17 protein-coding genes are annotated in these 17,403 nt (G+C 45.8%); 7 read left to right on the top strand and 10 right to left on the bottom strand.

Annotated features, from left to right (window positions below; all coding sequences use genetic code 11):
- Positions 1 to 495: 495 nt before the first annotated feature.
- Positions 496 to 981 carry a glutathione peroxidase gene (locus LX69_RS08670; protein WP_111445530.1) on the top strand — a complete coding sequence of 162 codons (486 nt, stop codon included), beginning with the start codon at positions 496 to 498 and terminating at the stop codon, positions 979 to 981.
- 55 nt (positions 982 to 1,036) lie between these two features.
- Here the strand turns inward: LX69_RS08670 and mgtE are convergent, their stop codons facing one another.
- Both mgtE and rsmA read right to left on the bottom strand, forming a co-directional pair.
- Positions 1,037 to 2,410 carry a magnesium transporter gene (gene mgtE / locus LX69_RS08665; protein ID WP_245934978.1) on the bottom strand — a complete coding sequence of 458 codons (1,374 nt, stop codon included), beginning with the start codon at positions 2,408 to 2,410 and terminating at the stop codon, positions 1,037 to 1,039.
- 211 nt (positions 2,411 to 2,621) lie between these two features.
- Positions 2,622 to 3,398 (bottom strand): 16S rRNA (adenine(1518)-N(6)/adenine(1519)-N(6))-dimethyltransferase RsmA, encoded by a 777-nt coding sequence (gene rsmA, locus LX69_RS08660; protein WP_111445526.1) that lies wholly within the window; start codon positions 3,396 to 3,398, stop codon positions 2,622 to 2,624.
- A 250-nt stretch (positions 3,399 to 3,648) separates the two neighbouring features.
- On the opposite strand from rsmA, the gene LX69_RS08655 reads away from it, so the two are divergent.
- The 4 genes from LX69_RS08655 (at position 3,649) to LX69_RS08640 (ending at position 7,884) form a co-directional block, all read left to right on the top strand.
- On the top strand, positions 3,649 to 4,638 hold the full coding sequence (locus LX69_RS08655; protein ID WP_170124306.1) for a lysylphosphatidylglycerol synthase transmembrane domain-containing protein: 990 nt from the start codon (positions 3,649 to 3,651) through the stop codon (positions 4,636 to 4,638).
- A gap of 28 nt (positions 4,639 to 4,666) precedes the next feature.
- Entirely contained in the window at positions 4,667 to 5,635 is a 969-nt protein-coding gene (locus LX69_RS08650) for a lysylphosphatidylglycerol synthase transmembrane domain-containing protein (protein WP_170124305.1), read from the top strand.
- A gap of 110 nt (positions 5,636 to 5,745) precedes the next feature.
- Positions 5,746 to 6,753, top strand: coding sequence for a hypothetical protein (locus tag LX69_RS08645; RefSeq protein WP_111445521.1), 1,008 nt, complete (start codon positions 5,746 to 5,748; stop codon positions 6,751 to 6,753).
- Positions 6,754 to 6,759: 6 nt separating this feature from the next.
- Entirely contained in the window at positions 6,760 to 7,884 is a 1,125-nt protein-coding gene (locus LX69_RS08640) for a glycosyltransferase (RefSeq protein WP_111445513.1), read from the top strand.
- Between the two features lie 33 nt (positions 7,885 to 7,917).
- Here LX69_RS08640 and dnaJ read toward each other — a convergent pair whose 3' ends face one another.
- From dnaJ to LX69_RS08620, 4 genes are all read right to left on the bottom strand, one after another.
- The gene (gene dnaJ / locus LX69_RS08635) at positions 7,918 to 9,075 is read right to left on the bottom strand and encodes a molecular chaperone DnaJ (protein WP_111445511.1); all 1,158 of its coding nucleotides are present in this window, start codon (positions 9,073 to 9,075) and stop codon (positions 7,918 to 7,920) included.
- A gap of 14 nt (positions 9,076 to 9,089) precedes the next feature.
- Positions 9,090 to 9,701 carry a nucleotide exchange factor GrpE gene (locus tag LX69_RS08630; protein WP_245934977.1) on the bottom strand — a complete coding sequence of 204 codons (612 nt, stop codon included), beginning with the start codon at positions 9,699 to 9,701 and terminating at the stop codon, positions 9,090 to 9,092.
- A 766-nt stretch (positions 9,702 to 10,467) separates the two neighbouring features.
- The gene (locus tag LX69_RS08625; RefSeq protein ID WP_111445509.1) at positions 10,468 to 10,773 is read right to left on the bottom strand and encodes a helix-turn-helix domain-containing protein; all 306 of its coding nucleotides are present in this window, start codon (positions 10,771 to 10,773) and stop codon (positions 10,468 to 10,470) included.
- Between the two features lies 1 nt (position 10,774).
- Positions 10,775 to 11,119: a type II toxin-antitoxin system RelE/ParE family toxin gene (locus LX69_RS08620; protein ID WP_111445507.1), complete on the bottom strand. Its 345-nt coding sequence runs from the start codon at positions 11,117 to 11,119 to the stop codon at positions 10,775 to 10,777.
- A 193-nt stretch (positions 11,120 to 11,312) separates the two neighbouring features.
- Here LX69_RS08620 and LX69_RS08615 point away from each other — a divergent pair, with 193 nt between their 5' ends.
- Entirely contained in the window at positions 11,313 to 12,203 is an 891-nt protein-coding gene (locus tag LX69_RS08615; RefSeq protein WP_111445505.1) for an energy transducer TonB, read from the top strand.
- A gap of 748 nt (positions 12,204 to 12,951) precedes the next feature.
- Here the strand turns inward: LX69_RS08615 and LX69_RS08610 are convergent.
- Positions 12,952 to 13,413 carry a toxin-antitoxin system YwqK family antitoxin gene (locus LX69_RS08610; RefSeq protein WP_111445503.1) on the bottom strand — a complete coding sequence of 154 codons (462 nt, stop codon included), beginning with the start codon at positions 13,411 to 13,413 and terminating at the stop codon, positions 12,952 to 12,954.
- A gap of 151 nt (positions 13,414 to 13,564) precedes the next feature.
- On the bottom strand, positions 13,565 to 13,978 hold the full coding sequence (locus LX69_RS08605; protein ID WP_111445502.1) for a carboxypeptidase-like regulatory domain-containing protein: 414 nt from the start codon (positions 13,976 to 13,978) through the stop codon (positions 13,565 to 13,567).
- Between the two features lie 102 nt (positions 13,979 to 14,080).
- On the opposite strand from LX69_RS08605, the gene LX69_RS08600 reads away from it, so the two are divergent.
- Positions 14,081 to 14,806, top strand: a complete 726-nt coding sequence (locus tag LX69_RS08600; RefSeq protein ID WP_111445500.1) for a ComF family protein — start codon at positions 14,081 to 14,083, stop codon at positions 14,804 to 14,806.
- Here LX69_RS08600 and LX69_RS08595 read toward each other — a convergent pair.
- Together LX69_RS08595 and LX69_RS08590 are read right to left on the bottom strand one after the other, a co-directional pair.
- Positions 14,800 to 15,435, bottom strand: coding sequence for an outer membrane beta-barrel protein (locus tag LX69_RS08595; protein WP_111445498.1), 636 nt, complete (start codon positions 15,433 to 15,435; stop codon positions 14,800 to 14,802). The genes LX69_RS08600 and LX69_RS08595 overlap by 7 nt on opposite strands.
- Positions 15,436 to 15,917: 482 nt before the next feature.
- Positions 15,918 to 16,613, bottom strand: coding sequence for an SIR2 family NAD-dependent protein deacylase (locus LX69_RS08590; RefSeq protein WP_111445496.1), 696 nt, complete (start codon positions 16,611 to 16,613; stop codon positions 15,918 to 15,920).
- Positions 16,614 to 17,403 lie beyond the last annotated feature (790 nt).

The following is a 17,403-nucleotide window of genomic DNA, read 5'->3' as shown; positions in this document are numbered from 1 at the left end:
ACTCATTGCCGTGGGGCTTTTTTTGTACCATAAAAAACCGGGCACACAGGAGGACGTGAAACCCTGTATGCCCGGACAATACGAAAATGTAATAGGAGAAAACAGATTGAGAAAATGCAAAGTGCGATAAACACTCCGTGTGGCAACTTTTTACCATTCACGGAGTGTATTATCAAAAAACTACCTGATTAAAAACCAAAACTTTCATTACAAAAATAGGTCTCATGCATTGCTCCTACAATCGCTTAATGTGGTGAAAAATTTACCCCAAAAAACATCAATCTACCGTCCGAATACTCATAAATCGTCCATAATCACTGATTACACAACAATTCTCACCTACCTATTTATTGGGAGGCCACTTCGATCCATGTTATCAAAAAAACGCATGAACCGTTAATTATTTGAAAAAATAATCATCTATGTCGCATGCGACATTATTCTTCTTATATTTGTATCGCGAACGACACATTAAAACATTAAAACAAACGAGCCATGAGCAACAACATTTATCAATTCAGCGCCAAAACCTTACAAGGAAAAGAAATCAGCATGGACAACTACAAGGGTAAAGTTGTCATTGTGGTCAACACCGCCAGCAAATGCGGATTCACACCCCAATACGCCGACCTGAACACGCTTTACAACAAATACAAGGAATACGGCCTGGTAATTTTGGGATTCCCCTGCAACCAATTCGGAAACCAAGAACCCGGCGGTGCTAAAGAAATTTCAGAGGGATGTCTGCTCAATTACGGGGTCTCATTCCAGATGTTCGACAAGGTAGATGTGAATGGTTCTTCGGCTCATCCCCTATTCAAACACATCAAAAAAGAATTGCCGGGAATATTGGGAGGTCGCATCGTGTGGAATTTCACAAAATTCATTTTCGACCGTCAGGGAAAACCGGTAAAACGCTATGCTCCTATCACATCGCCATTAAAAATGGAAAATCAAATTAGAAAATTGTTGGGGTTATAATTATTAAACGTCATCACGCAGAGACGCGCTATAGCGCGTCTCTACCACATCCACATCACAACAACAACGCGTAAAACAACGCCCCGAACGTCAAATAAATAAACATTCCAATAATGTCGTTCAACGTGGTAACAAAAGGGCCGGTGGCCACGGCCGGATCAATATTAATGCGCTTAAGCAGAAGCGGTACAAAGGTGCCAAACATGGATGCAAACACAACCACTGAAAACATGGCTGCCGAAACGGTCAACGACAGCGGCCATCCTGCATCGACAATGTAGTTATATCCAAACATGATTAACGACAGCACCGTGGCATTTAAAAACGCAATGGTGAGCTCCTTCACCAACTTGCCCCAATTGGTATCGAGCCCCATGGAACCACTGGCCAGCGACTGCACCACGATGGCCGACGACTGAATGCCCACATTACCCCCCATGGCGCCAATCAGAGGCATAAAAAGTGCCAAATGCGGGTGTTCACCCAATATCCCAATGAAGCCTCCAATCACCCGCGAACCAAGTACACCGCCCAACAAGCCGATTAACAACCACGGAATACGGGCACGGGTATGAATCCACACACTATCAGATATTTCCACATCCTCGGTAATCCCCGAAGCCAACTGATAATCCTTCTCAGCCTCTTCGCGCATCACATCCACCACGTCGTCAATGGTAATGCGTCCTACCAAACGCCCCACGCCATCCACCACCGGAAGCGCCACCAGGCCGTATTTGTCCATGATGTTACTCACCTCATCGGTAGATGTATCCACACGCACCGAAATCACATCCTCATTTAAAATATCACGAATCTGAATGTCTTCAGGGCTCAACAACAAACGCTTCAGCGAAAGCGTCCCCTTCAGCACATCACGGCTATCGACCACGTACACGTAATACACCTCATCTACCTCTTCGGCCTGTTGACGCATGCTGCGAATGCAGGTGTTCATGTTCCAGGAATCACGCACCTTGATGAGCTCCTTGGCCATGATACCTCCGGCAGTGTGCTCGTCGTATGTCAACAAATCAGCAATGTCGCCAGCCACCTCTATGTCCTCAATGTGCGAAAGCACCTCCTGCTGTGTAGAGGAATCGAGCTGCCCCAACACGTCAGCAGCATCATCCGAATCCATCTTGTCGATGAACCGTTTTGCAATGACTTCACTGGGAAGGCTTTCGAGAAAACGGAGCTTGTCATCTTCGGGCAACTCGGTCAGCACATCGGCGGCCGTATCATCATCGAGCAAAAAATAAATGTACTTGGCCTCGTCGAGATCAAGCTCCCCGTATATTTCGGCAATATCGGCCGGATGCAAATCGTCCAACAATGCCAACACCGCCTTTTCATCATGATGGTCAATCAATTCGCGCAACGAATCAATAAACTCACGTGTCAGATCAAAAGTGGTCATGTTTGGCATTGGGCAATCATTAAAAATATGAATACTAATGATTCAATGTCGTTTAGTTAAGAGAAAAAGACGCCAGTATAAGAGACAGATGATGACAAGAAAACAGTTGTTTAGAACCGTTCTCTTCGCCTATTCAGTCTAATCTATCTGTCGTTTGTATAATCATCTTCTTGTCTCTTTTGTGAATCGCACTCACTTAACGACATTGACTAATCATTTATCAACACTGGTGTGCAGCCACCAAATTGGTCAGTTCCACAAACTGAGCCACTGAGAGTTGCTCGGGACGCTCGTTGAGGAGCGGAGTATCGGGAAACGACTCCCGGTTGTAAGCAATCGCCTTCAGCGAATTACGAATGGTTTTGCGTCGCTGATTAAAAGTTGCCTTAATCACTTGCTTAAACAACACTTCGTCGCAGCCTAAATGGGTGCAACTGTTACGTTTCAGACGAATGACAGCCGACTTAACCTTTGGAGGGGGTGAAAATACGTGCTCGCTTACCGTAAAAAGATATTCAATATCGTACCACGCTTGCAACAACACGCTCAAGATGCCATAGGTTTTGCTTCCCGGAGGCGCAGCCAAACGTTCGGCCACTTCCTTTTGCAACATGCCAACCACTTCGGGTATTTGATCGCGATACTCGAGAACCTTAAAAAATATCTGACTGGAGATATTGTAAGGGAAATTTCCGATCACAGCAAAAGAACCACTAAACAAGGCACTCAACTCAAGCTTCAAAAAATCGCCCTCTATGATGCGCCCCTGCAGCGCCGGATAATGGGCATGCAGATAGGCCACCGACTCGGTGTCTATCTCAATCAATCGCAAATCAATCTCGGGCTTTTGAACCAAATATTGGGTCAGCACCCCCATCCCGGGTCCTACTTCAATCACCGGCACCCCGGTCGACAAACTCTCCACAATGCGCTGGGCAATGGTTAAGTCGGTTAAAAAATGCTGCCCCAGATGTTTCTTGGCTCTTACCTGCTTCATGCAATCGGTTTTGTGTCGCCACTTGGCGAAAAGGGATAACTTTACTAAACTTGCGCAATCTTTGCGCGGCAAAGGTACAATTATTCCCTTGCCCGACCACGATTTATAAAGGGTTCACACAAATATAACATCAACACACCCCTCTTGCCAAATCATCCAAACAGGAAAAAAAGAGGCGATTGTTGAATTAATTTCGCACTGACCACCTGGAGTTATTTCTTCGCGACTCCACGTTAAAAGCATTCATCCATTGAAAAAGAAAATCCTTCAAATCCTCCGTTTTTTATTGTTCCTCTCCATCGGAGCAGGCGTTTTTATATGGCTGTACCACGACCAAAACCCGATGCAACTGCTCGATGTTATCCAAAACGAAGTCAACTTCAACTGGATATGGCTATCGCTGTTCCTGGGTGTAATGAGCCACCTGGCTCGAGCCTTGCGCTGGCAAATGCTCATTGAACAGGCCGAAAAACGCACCAAGTGGTACAACACTGCCATGGCCGTGTTTGTGGCCTACCTGGCCAACCTGGTGCTCCCCCGCATGGGCGAAGTAACGCGTTGCGCCGTGCTGAGCCGACACGAAAAAATTTCGTTCACCCGACTGGTGGGCACCGTGGCTGCCGAACGACTCACCGACCTGGTGATGCTGATACTGGTGATAACACTGGCGCTCAGCATCGAATTTTCAATGCTCACAAAATTCCTGGGCAATAAACTGGGAAGCAGCTCGGTAGCCTCGTTCCCATGGGGATGGGGCCTGATGGGATTGATAATTCTTACCGCCACCATTTATGCACTTCGGAAATTCATTGCACAATGGCGCGTGGTTAAGAAAATCAGGGGGGTATGGCAGATGTTTGCCGAGGGCTTTCTATCGGTACGACAGCTTAAAAACAAAAGTCTTTATCTTTTTTTCAGCCTGTTTATTTGGCTGATGTACTTTGGGATGCAGTACGTGAGTTTTTTTGCTTTACCGGCCACATCGGGACTCTCCCTTAATGCAGGCCTGGTAATTTTGGTAACCGGAAGCCTGGGCATGTTGGTACCCGTACAGGGCGGCATTGGCCCCTGGCATGCCATGGTCATTGCCACATTGGCCATGTACGGCGTCACCAGCGAACCGGCATACGCCTTCGCACTGCTGCTGCATGGGGCACAAAACCTGCTGGTGGTTGTACTGGGATTACTGTCGTTCATCATTTTTCCTCTTGTCAACCCTATCAAAAAAGAGATTTCATAATCGATCAATTAAGACAGCCCCATCTTTCATGCAACCCCGTCGCAACATTCTCAACCGAAGCATCATCATCACCATTTCCGGGATGGCATTTGCTTATGTAGGATGGCGTCTGTGGGGATTTCAAAATTGGGATGCCATCGTGAAAACGGCATCCGATCGGCTGGGCGTTTTTATCGCATTCACACTGATGCAAATAGTGTTGCAAGTGATCAATTTCATGCTCGAATCGACAAAATGGCATGCACTTATCCTAACCATCCATCACCAAACGCTCCGTCAATCGATATGGCAAACATTAGGGGGCACCACCGTGGGCGCCATTACCCCGGCACGACTGGGCGAACCGGCCGGTCGACTGTGGGGAATCCCCAAAGAGAAAAGACTAAAAGCGTTGATATTGGGATTTTTAGGCGGAATACTCCTATCGCTCATCATCACCATTGGCGGCCTAACGGCCTTGATATTCTTTAACCCCTTTCAAACCACCCTTTCGGCAGTCAACCTGACGCATGCTGCTTGGATGATGGCGCTCATCATCTCGGGCATCTGGATTTGGCATCGTTTCATCAGACCGGATTCCCTGAAAGCCATCATCCTCAAAATTCAAAATGCTTTGAAAATGGTCACTGGCACACGCCTGGCCTTGCTCTCCTTACTCACGGCTGCCCGTTATATCTGCTTTGCAGCACAACTGCTCCTGTGGTTTAAATTTTTTTCACCCACTACAGCGCTTTCTGAAATCATGGCCCCGCTCGCCATCTATTACCTCATGGTGACAGTAATTCCCTCATTTTTCGTGGCCGACCTGGGCATCCGAGGATCCATTGGGGTCTTTATTTTCTCCCTTACCGGCATCAACATCGTGGCCATTATTTCAGCCATTTTCTGCCAATGGCTCATCACCACCTGTGGACCAACCCTCTTGGGATCTCTCGTCTATTTATGGTCATCGGAACAAAAAAACAACACTTTCGTGCTTCTACAACAAAAAAGATAACCAAAGCCACTCAATGTATTTGAGAAAACTGGTTATCTTTAGCACTTTAAAATCGGATTTGTTCCGTAAAAATTTTACCCTTACGCACCAACTCACTCATATTCTGAGCTATGAACAAAGACATCTTAGACCTTGTCAAAAATAACAACCGTGTGATTTTGCCCAACTTTGGCGCATTCATTGTGTCATCGGAAAAAAACGGGTTTTCGGTATTGTTCAATAATTTCCTCAGCTTTAACGACGGCCTGCTGGTCAACCACATTGCCGCCAGCCGATCGATTGACAGCACACTGGCATTGGAACAAGTCAACGCTTTTGTAGATGGATTGAAAAACACACTCGACACCACCGGACGCTACGACATCCCGGGCCTCGGACGCTTTACCAAAGACACCACCGGCATCATCCGCTTCATACAGGATAGTGAAAGCCTGATACAAGCCGAAAAAATTGCCGAATCAGACGAACTGCTCGACTTGATGCCGCCCTCCGAAGCCGCCGACGCTCCCATCATCACTGAAAAAAACGACACAACGCCATCATATACATCCAACGATAGCATTTTAAACATCGATAACGAACCCGACAATACCGAGCGCAACACAACGACTCCCCCTCCCATGACAAATGTAAACACAAGCAATCCTACACCTGAGAAAACCACCGTAATCATTGAAAAGAAGAAAAAATCACCACGCCTGCTACTGTGGTTATTGCTACTGCTGCTCATTGCCGGTGCGATATACTATTTCACAGCTGTGAATCCCATCTTAAGCAACTTATTCAACAAAAAAACTCCGGCTCCTCCCAAGGTCGAAACTCCGGCTCCTGCGCCTGCACCGGTGGTAGAAACTCCTGCGCCGGTGGTAGAAGAAACTCCTGTCACGACCGACAACAAGTACCACATCATTGTGGCAACCCTCAAAAATGAACAGGTTGCCATTGAACAGGTCGCAAAACTCAAAGAGAAAGGGTTTGAAAACGCAATGATTCTGCCTCGCGACAACAAATTCCTGGTTAGCATTGATGCACAACCCGACCTCATCAGTGCCGATGCACGACAGGAAGAGATTGTAAACAAATACCGCATCGAAAGCTACGTTTTGACCATCAAATAAGACAAAATGACGTGCATATTCATCCCCATATTACTCATCGCCATGATGGGCTATATGGGGATGCTTATTTTTTTTATCCGAGGCATCAGAAAAAACATTCCACTGAATGCAACGCCCAATGATCTTCGCGAAAGAATAACAGTAGTGGTGGCCTTTCGTAACGAAGCGCCCAACCTGCCAATGCTCCTCGACGACTTAGCCGCGCAAACACTGCCTGCCGGGCACTTCGACATCATTTTAGTGAACGACCATTCCTCTGACCTTTGGCAAAAAACCATCACACCCAGGCTGCTCCCAAACCTGACAATCGTCAACGCCACCCAAACGGGAAAAAAAGGCGCCATCCGCCAGGGATGCCTGATGGCCAAAGGCAATATCATCGTAACCACCGATGCCGACTGCCGATTGCAACCCCGATGGCTCGAATCCATCCTACAACTCATACACCATAACCGCGCCGACATCCTCATTGGCCCCGTAGAGATGCTCTCAAACGGCTCGTGGATGCAAAACCTGCAAGCACTCGACTATCGAGCCTTGCAACTCTGCAGTGCGGGTGCTGCCAATATGCAACATCCCATCATGTGCAGCGGCGCCAATCTGGCCTTTACGGCCAAAGCATACCACCAACTGATGCATCACATCAACGACACATTCCTCTCGGGCGACGACATGTTTCTGCTGCATGCCGCCAAACGACACAACATGTGCATTGCATTTGCAAACTCACCCCATGCCGTGGTCTTCACGTCCGCTCAGCCCACACTGTCGTCGTTCATCCAACAGCGCATCCGATGGGCATCAAAAAGCAAAGCTTACACCGACCGTGATACCATTATCGTCGCAATAATGGTTCTGACGACGAACGTACTGATGACTGCCCTGATGCTTACAACGCTGTGCGTCCCTCAAATATGGTTATTGACATTGGGGATCATGACCATCAAAGCAATCTTCGAATGGAAACTCTTTAGCGCCGGAAAACTCCTTTTCGATCGACCTGCCCTCATACAGTTTCTCTGCGTCATGGCTGCACATCCTCTATTCACAACCGCCATTGCCAGTGCCGGGTTTGTGCTCAACGTGACATGGAAAGAGCGACGGGTGCAAACAAAAACACCTGTCCGGTAAAGGACAGGTGTGGTTCGAAACGGTGGGTAATCGTTATTCAAACATATTTTTCATCCGGGAGAAAAAGCCCCCGTCATCATTACTGCCGGTAGGTTGAAATGCTTCACTCTCGCGCAGTTTCTCAACCACCTTGCGATCGTCCTTATTCACCTCTTTAGGAATGAAAACGTTAATGTGTACCAACAAATCGCCACGACCGTAGCTGTTGACTTCGGGCAAACCCTTGCCTCGCAATCGAAGAATTCGACCGGGCTGTGTACCGGGATCGATTTTCACCTTCACCCGTCCGTCAATGGTGGGGATCTCGATGGGCGCGCCTAAAATGGCATCTGGGATGCTTAGCATCAAATTAAAAATCAAGTCATTGCCATCGCGCACCAGCTCAGCATGTCGCTCTTCTTCGATGACTACCAGCAAATCGCCATTTACACCGCCACGACGTGCGGCATTGCCTTTGCCTGATACCTGAAGCTGCATGCCCTCCTCTACCCCGGCGGGGATGTTGATCGAGAGCACTTCCTCGTCACGCACCACACCTTCTCCGGCACAATAGGTACACTTGTTGGTGATAATTTTACCTGAACCTTCGCAAGTGGGACATACCGATGCGGTTTGCATCTGACCCAAAATGGTGTTACTGATGCGTGTCACCTGACCCGTTCCGCGACAAGTGCTACAGGTGGAATGGCTGGATCCGTCGGCTGCACCCGAACCATGGCAGTGCTTACACTCGACCATTTTTTTCACCTTGATTTTTTTCTCAACGCCATTGGCAATTTCTTGAAGATTGAGCTTTACCTTCACCCGCAAGTTGGTGCCTTTATTGACTCTCCGGCCACCGCCCCGCGACGAAAAACCGCCGCCAAAACCGCCGAAGCCGCCAAAACCGCCACCAAAAATATCGCCAAAGTGCGAAAAGATGTCCTCCATAGACATGCCGCCACCAAAACCACCGCCGGCCGATCCACCGACGCCGGCATGACCATACTGGTCGTAACGCTGCCGTTTGGAGGGATCGCTCAGCACCTCGTATGCCTCGGCTGCCTCCTTAAACTTCTCCTCGGCCGACTTGTCATCGGGGTTTTTGTCGGGGTGATATTGAATGGCCTTCTTGCGATAAGCCTTCTTAATCTCCTCGGCAGAAGCATTTTTGGAGACTTCCAGAATTTCGTAATAATCTCTTTTTGACATGATGGTTGGTTTATTTATTCACCCACAACAACTTTTGAAAAACGAATCACCTTATCGTTGAGCAGGTAACCCTTTTCGACACAATCAATCACCTTCCCCTTCATTTCGGGCGTTGGTGCAGGAATTTTGGTAATGGCTTCATGCAAATCAGTATCAAAGGGCTGATCTTTGGCATCAATGGGCTTCACCCCCTGACGGGTAAGAAAATCGACAAATTTACCGTAAATCAACGCAATGCCTTCACGCATCGCCGCCATATCCTGCGCGGTGTCGATATGTGCCATGGCGCGTTCAAAATCGTCGACCAATGGAATGATATTTTTCAACACCCCTTCGCCTCCGCTGGTGATAAGCTCTGCCTTTTCTTTGAGGGTGCGCTTGCGATAATTGTCAAAATCGGCAGAAAGTCGCAAATATTTGTCAGTCATGTCAGCCAATTTCACGTTCAAACTGCCAATCATCTCCTCATACTCATTCTCAACAGCCGGCTCCAAAGAGGGTTGTTCCTCCGTATCGCCATTATTGCCGGTGCCATCGGCAGTTGTTTCGGCCACAGGCTGTTCCACTGATTGATTGTCCATTTCGGTCTCGGGCTCATGGGCCTCGTGATGTGCTTTCTTGGTCATATCTTATTGATTCTTATTTTCGTCCTCTTTTGGGTGTGCAAAATTATACAATTATTCTGCCATTCGGAAGCAATAGACAAAATGACAGGTTCACGCCCTTTTTTTCTAAAAAAATGAGCATTCCACCCCCAACACTCAAAAATCATTGAACATACCTCATCAGCTCCACTAAAAAAACTAACATCAACATTCACAAATCACGCATCAACCAATCAGCGACCCTATCATTTCTTTTTATACGTGAGCAATCTTTTAGAGGCCCCATCGGGGCCAAATATCGGTAGCATTTGGGGGAATCATTTTCCTCTCGCCCCAATTGGGGCGAAAGATGGTTTGCTTACCTTCTTCTACCGAGCTTTGATGACCAAAGGCACCATATAAAAAACACGAAAGGTCAAGTCAGATAAGACATTGAGACATAAGAATTAGACGAAACGACAGCAAATCACTAACTAAACGACATTGAAAAATGATTAAAAATAATGGAGGAGGTTAAGAGTGAAGGGGTTTAAAAGTGGAGGTGTTTGACGTTGAAAAGAGCAAGAGAACATCAGTTTCCACCACAACTTAAATTCATGTAATTCAAGGCAATTGCCTGCTTTGCAAAGCCGCATAAACGCAGGCAGAAGGAAAAATTCGTGTAATTCTTAGCTAACAGCGATGATATATAATTCGGGAATGTAAAACCTCATCGTCTTGCATCTTGATAATCATATCGGTTACATATGCCCATTGGGTATATGCGTGTTGGCTGTTTGGCGTCTTTTTAGCTAATCAAGAGATTAATTCTTTTCCCAAGTCCAAATTCAAATATCCGGAATAGTGTGGACAGTTGAATATCACATTTCCCATTTTCAAGTCGAGAAATATAACTTTTCTTGGTTCCAACCTTTTCAGCAAGCTGTTCTTGAGTCATTTTTGCTTCTTTTCGCGCTTCTTTTAGCATTGCGCTAATCACATAGTATTGAGCTCTTTCTTCAAAGCCGTCCCGTTTTTCTGTTCCTATTTTTCCATATTTAATGTCTAATAACTCATCAAAGTTTTTAGCATTTCTAATCAATTCCTTTTCCATTTTATTTCTTTTTTGAGTTAAAATATTCGTCTTTGAGTCTCAACGCCAAATCAATTTGCCTCTTAGGTGTTTTCTGCATTTTCTTTTGAAATCCATTAAAGAGTACAACTAATTTTCCCTTGTCAAAACAACAGAATATTCGATAAATATTGCTCTCAAATTCAATGCGGATTTCATAAAGGCCATCAGTTCCGGTCAAGTGTTCTAGAAACTTTTTCGGGACATTCTGGACGGTACGAATAACTTTGAAAACAAATTCGATTTTCTCTTGGACTTTTTCTGGCTGTTCCAAATAAAAATCCATGAAATAGTTTCCGTGAAAAATGATTTGTCTTTGAACTTCCATTCTACAAAGTTAACTCTAAAGTTATCTTTATCCAAATTTCCAACCTCCCTTTTAAGTTAATGCAGCTTCTTACGCTAAAAGCCAACTTAATACTATTACAAACACATAAAACTACCATGACAGCACCATGTGCACACAACTAAATCCATTATCTTGCGTCTTAATAATCACATCTTAATACTTTTTCAACCACATGAAGAAAACCATCTTACTTATCACCCTGTCAGCCATCTGCACAACATGGATGAATGGCCAGTCAACGATCATGTTCGACAAAAAAGACCACATCACCAAAAAGAAAGAAAAAGCCATCACCATTCGCGAAGTGGGCTTGCCCGAGAACGGGCGTTGTTACCTAAAAGAATATGACAATCAAGGCGTTCTCGTGTGCGAAGGGCAAACCAATGACGCCCAATGGGCCATGAAGTACAAAAACGTCTTCAAAACCGGGCAATGGATCACCTATACTCCGGATGGAAAAAAAAACTCCAAACACATCTATTCCGACAAAGCACCCGAGGAGTTATCAAAACTCACCCCACAAGAGCGCAACTTGAAACTCGAGCACCAAAACGGACTATTAATCAATCAGGTGTCGTACTACCCCGACGGACAAATTGAAGATTCTATCGCCATCACTTACGCCAACAAGAAACAATGCAAACACATTGTTTCGTATCATCGCAACGGACAACTGCAACGCGACGAAATAAGTGAAAACCTAAAAACCATCAAAGGCGTATGTTACGACACCACCGGGGCTGAATGTGAATTTTTCCCCTTCGAGGTCATGCCCGAATTCCCCGGGGGCGAAAGAGCCCTATTGCAGTTCGTTACCAGCAGCATGCAATATCCTGTAGAAGCTGCCAAAGCCAAAATCGAAGGGCGCGTGTTTGTCCGTTTCATTGTGGATGAAAAGGGTGAAGTAACGGACGCTCACATTGCTAAAAGCAGCCCCAATCATTCACTTAACATGGAAGCACTCCGCGTAGTTCGCGCCATGCCCGCGTGGTCACCGGGTAAAATCAAAGGAAAACCGGTCCCGGTCAAGTTTACCCTGCCTGTCAATTTTAAACTGAGATAATTATCCCACAAAATCATCTATTATATCAATGTCGTTTAGTTAGTGACAATCGAATAAAAGACAAGAAGAATTTTAGACATCAGATAGATTAGACTGTGAAGACGAAGAAAACAGATCTAAATATCTTTCCTTATCTCATCATCTGTCTCATAGTCTTGCGTCTTCTTCTCTTAACTTAACAACACTATCTCTTATATTCACATAAAAGTCGCAGAGATCAACTAACGCTCTGCGACTTTTTTTTTTAAAATTATCAAATTGAAATAGGCTCATGGACAACAACAAGCAGTCGCCTACATAAAGGTTTAGCCGCTCTGGTCAGTCAAGCTGTTTGCCGATCACTGTTTGTACGACAAATTAAAACCACAAACGCAAGTAAAAGAATGGATTAACCACCCTATGATTTCTTTTTTAACGCGAGAAATACTTTTTTTGAGACCCCATAGAAGCCAAATATCGGTAGCATTTAAGGGATTCGTTTACCTCTCGTCCCAATCGGGGCGAAAGATGGTTAGCTTACCTTCACCTACCGAGCTGTGGTGCCCAAAGGCACCATAAAAAAAGCTTGAAAGGTCAAGTCCGATATGACTTTAAGACATGAGAATTGGGAGAAATGAGATCGCAAATCACGAACTAAACGACATTGATTTACAAAGTCTCTATTTCAATTATCATATCCTTCTCTTTCAAAGTCAGACACGTCACGACAACGTGCCTGCTCGCAAAGCCCAAAAGTGACAGACTTCAATCAATACGTTTTTTCATTTACAAGCACACCTTTATCATCCCAAATCTTCCAGGTTCCGCACTTGGCTCCATTGAGATATTCCATTTCATAACGCAGCACCCCATTGTCGTCCCAAATGTACCACTTGCCGTGTTTGACACCTCGCAGATAATTAGCTTCACCAACTTTCACACTCTTGTCGTTAAAAGTAATCCAGGTGCCATCCATCAAATCCTGATAAAAGGAACGGATTTCCTGCACCGAATCATTCTTAAAATAAAGAATGGTTTTGCCATGTTTCTGACCTTCGGTCAAATTCATCTCAACCCGCTTGTTCCCTCCCGGATAATACTCAATGTAAACACCCGAATAGGGTTTACCGGCATGATCATAAAAGCGCCCATCGTCGTGCTGTACCAACTGAGCAAACGACATGGCAGGCAATAAAAGCAACAATCCGAAAATTAACTTCAACTGTTTCATGGATAATAATTAAATGAATCGGTTTCTAACATGAGATGACGGAAGCCCTTTGCGGCCATCGTTCCGCAGGCATCCTATTTCAATCACAAACAAAAAAAGGCCGCTCCGGAACAACAACCGCAGCGACCCGGACAATAGGGAGGATAATACATTATCGAATGGCTGCAGAATGGCTGGCCATCATTTTTGATGAGGCCACTTTCTCGAGCAACTCATTCTGGTTTTGTGCAAACAACTCCAAATTCAATGAGTGAACCTGATTATATTGTGCATCAATGGTGCGAGTCTCAACACGTCCATAAGAGACATAATTGGTCACTACTTTATAATTACCGGCAGCAAGCCCGTTAAACGAAAATTTACCTTCAAAATCGGTATAGGTCTTCAGGTCGGTACCATCGATGGTCACTTCTACCCCAGCAAGGGTTTCTCCGGTCGATCCGTCAACAATGGTGCCGGTCACGCACACATTAGGCTGAACAGAAGAGGATACTTTTTTCTCTCCATTCATATGGTTCAGTCCTAAAAACAACACACTTGCGATTATTAATAATTGTGCTTTCATTTTTTTCTTCTTTTATTTGTACAACGCAAAAGTAGGGCTGGAATGTGAAGAGATTGTTAAGGCGTAATTAAAGGATGTTTAATCAATTGTTAACCGTATGTCATGTCCCTAACCCGACTCTCACCATCACCGCTTCGCAAATACCGCGAGGCCCTTTCGCACCTCATCTTTCCGCGCATGTGCATCCTTTGCCACAATCCCTTGCTGGCAAAAGAAAAAGGCATCTGCCGTCATTGCACCGAAAAACTTCCCTTTACCCGCATCGAAGGCACGAAAGGGAATGTGGTGGAGCAACTCTTTTGGGGCAAGGTGCCTATTGAACGTGCCGCGGCATTGCTCAACTTCCGAAAAGGCGAAAGACCTCAAAAAATACTGCATTACATCAAATACCGAAATGCCAAAGACCTGGCCATACACATGGGCAACGTCATGGGAGAACGATTGTTACAAAACGGCATGATGCACGACATCGACCTCATCGTCCCAGTGCCACTGCATCCCCGTCGTCTCAAAAAAAGAGGGTATAACCAAAGCGAACTCATCGCACAGGGCATTGCTCAGGCCACCGGCATTACCCGACACTCCAACATCCTCATCCGCACCACTCACACGGAGACACAAACCCGCAAAAACAGATTCGACAGATTTAACAATGTCAACCGCGTTTTTGAACTTGACAGGCCGGAGCACATTGCAGGCAAACACATCCTGCTTGTAGATGATGTCATCACCACGGGCTCAACCCTGGAAGCATGTGCCGACCGCCTGGTAGCGATTCCCGGAACCCGTGTAAGCGTGGCTGCGTTGGCCATGGCCATGGGTTATTGACCCAACAGTTTATAATAAAGTGTCAGGGTAATCACGTTATTGTATTGACCCGGCTTGCGCAAATCCCACACAGGATCATACACCGCGATACTTCCGCCATAAGGTTCGCGCACCGGCATAATGGAATAACTCATACGCCCGCTTACCCAAAAGTCGGGGGTGATGTGATAATTAACCCCCAATACAGTGGCAACCTCCATCGTTTTAAAGGGGATGCGAACATTGTCCGGGATGGGTTCAAAATTCACTTCCTCACTGGAGCTGAGCAAAGACCCGATGCTCAAACCCGCCTCAAACGACAAGTTTATACGCTGGTATTGCACCACCATCGGGAAATGGATGTAATCGAGTTCAATGGCATAGTCGCGGTCATCACCGGCCTCCACATCGGCATATTTACGACTCCCCTTGCGAAGATACTGAATCTCCAAACGAGCATTCCAGTCGGGTGCTATGCGTCGACCCACAAAACCGCCCATGACCAGCCCCACGTGGTGATATCCGGCGTAACGATCGCCGTCGACCTGCGAAAAAGCAGCTCCGACCAGCGGGCCTGCAAAAAAATCCTGACCCGAAGCAAGTACCGGAAACAAAATAAAGCACAACAAGAGAACCCAATGACGCAACATATAGAAACGATTAATCACACAAAAGATAAGAAAATTTTAAGAATCAGAACAACCAAAGACTCAGGAGAATCCGTCAAGACAACATGCTTCAATTCTTCATCCAATGTCGTCAAGTTAGTTTTATTCAAAAATAACACAAGAAGACAATTTATTTGACGCGCTACCCGAACGTTGTGATGAATCACGTGAAATCCATGACAATGAATGCATTAACCCACGAATTTCACTATTTTGACGAATTGAAAAGCAATTACGATATTTCCATGACTGGCGTATGCAAGTCATTTAATTTGTGGAATTCGTGGAAAATCATTTTTAACTCATCACAACATAGAGGGATCGCAAGTTTAAAACTCTGCGTTTACTCTGTGCTAATCAGCATTATACATCATTTTCTTCATTGAGTCACACATAGGACACACAGTGCTTCACGGAGATACACGACCTATGATTGCGAACGATGAATCAAAAACACACCAAAATTACTGCAACTCATCAGGAACCAAACGTTGTAACAACAACCTTACCCCTTTACTAGCCGGCTCTTTGATGTGCGTGATGCGGGGTGAAGGAGAAAAGGCCGGTTGACCGGGATCAATCAAATAAATGGGCGCTTCACGTGGCGCATAATGCAACAATCCCGCTGCCGGGTACACATTGAGCGACGTCCCAATCACCACAAACACATCGGCCATAGACGCTATGGCAATGGCCTGATCCATGGCAGGCACAGCCTCTCCAAACCAAACAATGTGCGGCCGCAACTGCGAGCCCTTCTCACAGCAGTCACCCCATTTCACTTCCCAATCCTGCACGGTATAAACCAGTGAATCGTCAACGGTGCTGCGCACCTTCATCAACTCGCCATGCAAGTGCAACACATTGCCACTGCCGGCACGTTCGTGAAGGTTATCCACATTTTGCGTGATGATGAAAACACCAAAATGCTTCTCGAGTTCAACCAGGCCACGATGCCCTGCATTGGGTTCTGCTTCCATCAATTGTTTGCGACGCTGATTGTAGAAATCAAGCACCAACTGCGGATTTTTCGCCCATCCTTCGGGCGTGGCCACTTCTTCAATGGCATAATTCTCCCACAAACCATCCATGTCGCGGAACGTCTTTAACCCACTCTCGGCGCTGATGCCAGCACCGGTCAATATCACTATGTTTTGCATGAACTCCTTATTTTTTTCCGAAAGATAATGCGATTCTTTGTCGTTAAGTTAGTGACAATCGAATAATAGACAAGAAGAATTTTAGATAGCAGATAGATTAAACTGTGAAGACGAAGAAGACAGATCTAAATATCTTTCCTTATCTCATCATCTGTCTCATAATCGTACGTCTTCTTCTATTAACTTAACGACATTGTAACGCGATTTATAAAAATCGCTAGCACACAAAATGATATTCCACCATCCCAAACACCTATCATCGGCCGTCGTTCTCTACCATCAAGGAGTCATATTCGCACCAACATCGCCCCTTTTTCGCCCTTTCTTCGACTCCGGGTCGAAGCGGTATCGAAGCGGAGTCGAAGAACAGTCGAAGCAGACCCGAAGCAGACCCGAAGAAAGGGCGAAGCAGACCCGAGGAAACACTTTTTAATACCCCCCGGGGGAGCATAAAACTGTCTTTAAATTCGTATGACACTAATGATGTGTCACTTCACGCAACTGATTCATGACGGTAACATTACTGTCATTTACGATTCAATGTCGTTTAGTTATGACGCTGAACTGTTCAGTGAGGCTTTCTGGTCAGTCAAGGTGTTTGCCAATCACTGTTTATACGATAAATTAAAGCTACAAACGCAAGTAAAAGAATAGATCAACTACCATATGATCTCATTTTTAACGCGAGCAATACTTTTTTTTAGAGGCCCCATCGGGGCCAAATATCGGTAGCATTTAGGGGATTCGTTTACCTCTCGCCCCAATCGGGGCGAAAGATGGTTTGCTAACC

The organism is Breznakibacter xylanolyticus (assembly GCF_003254275.1).
GTDB classification, from domain to species: Bacteria; Bacteroidota; Bacteroidia; order Bacteroidales; family Marinilabiliaceae; genus Breznakibacter; species Breznakibacter xylanolyticus.
The sequence above is the reverse complement of the archived record's forward strand: the minus strand, read 5'-3'. Positions and strand labels throughout refer to the sequence as shown.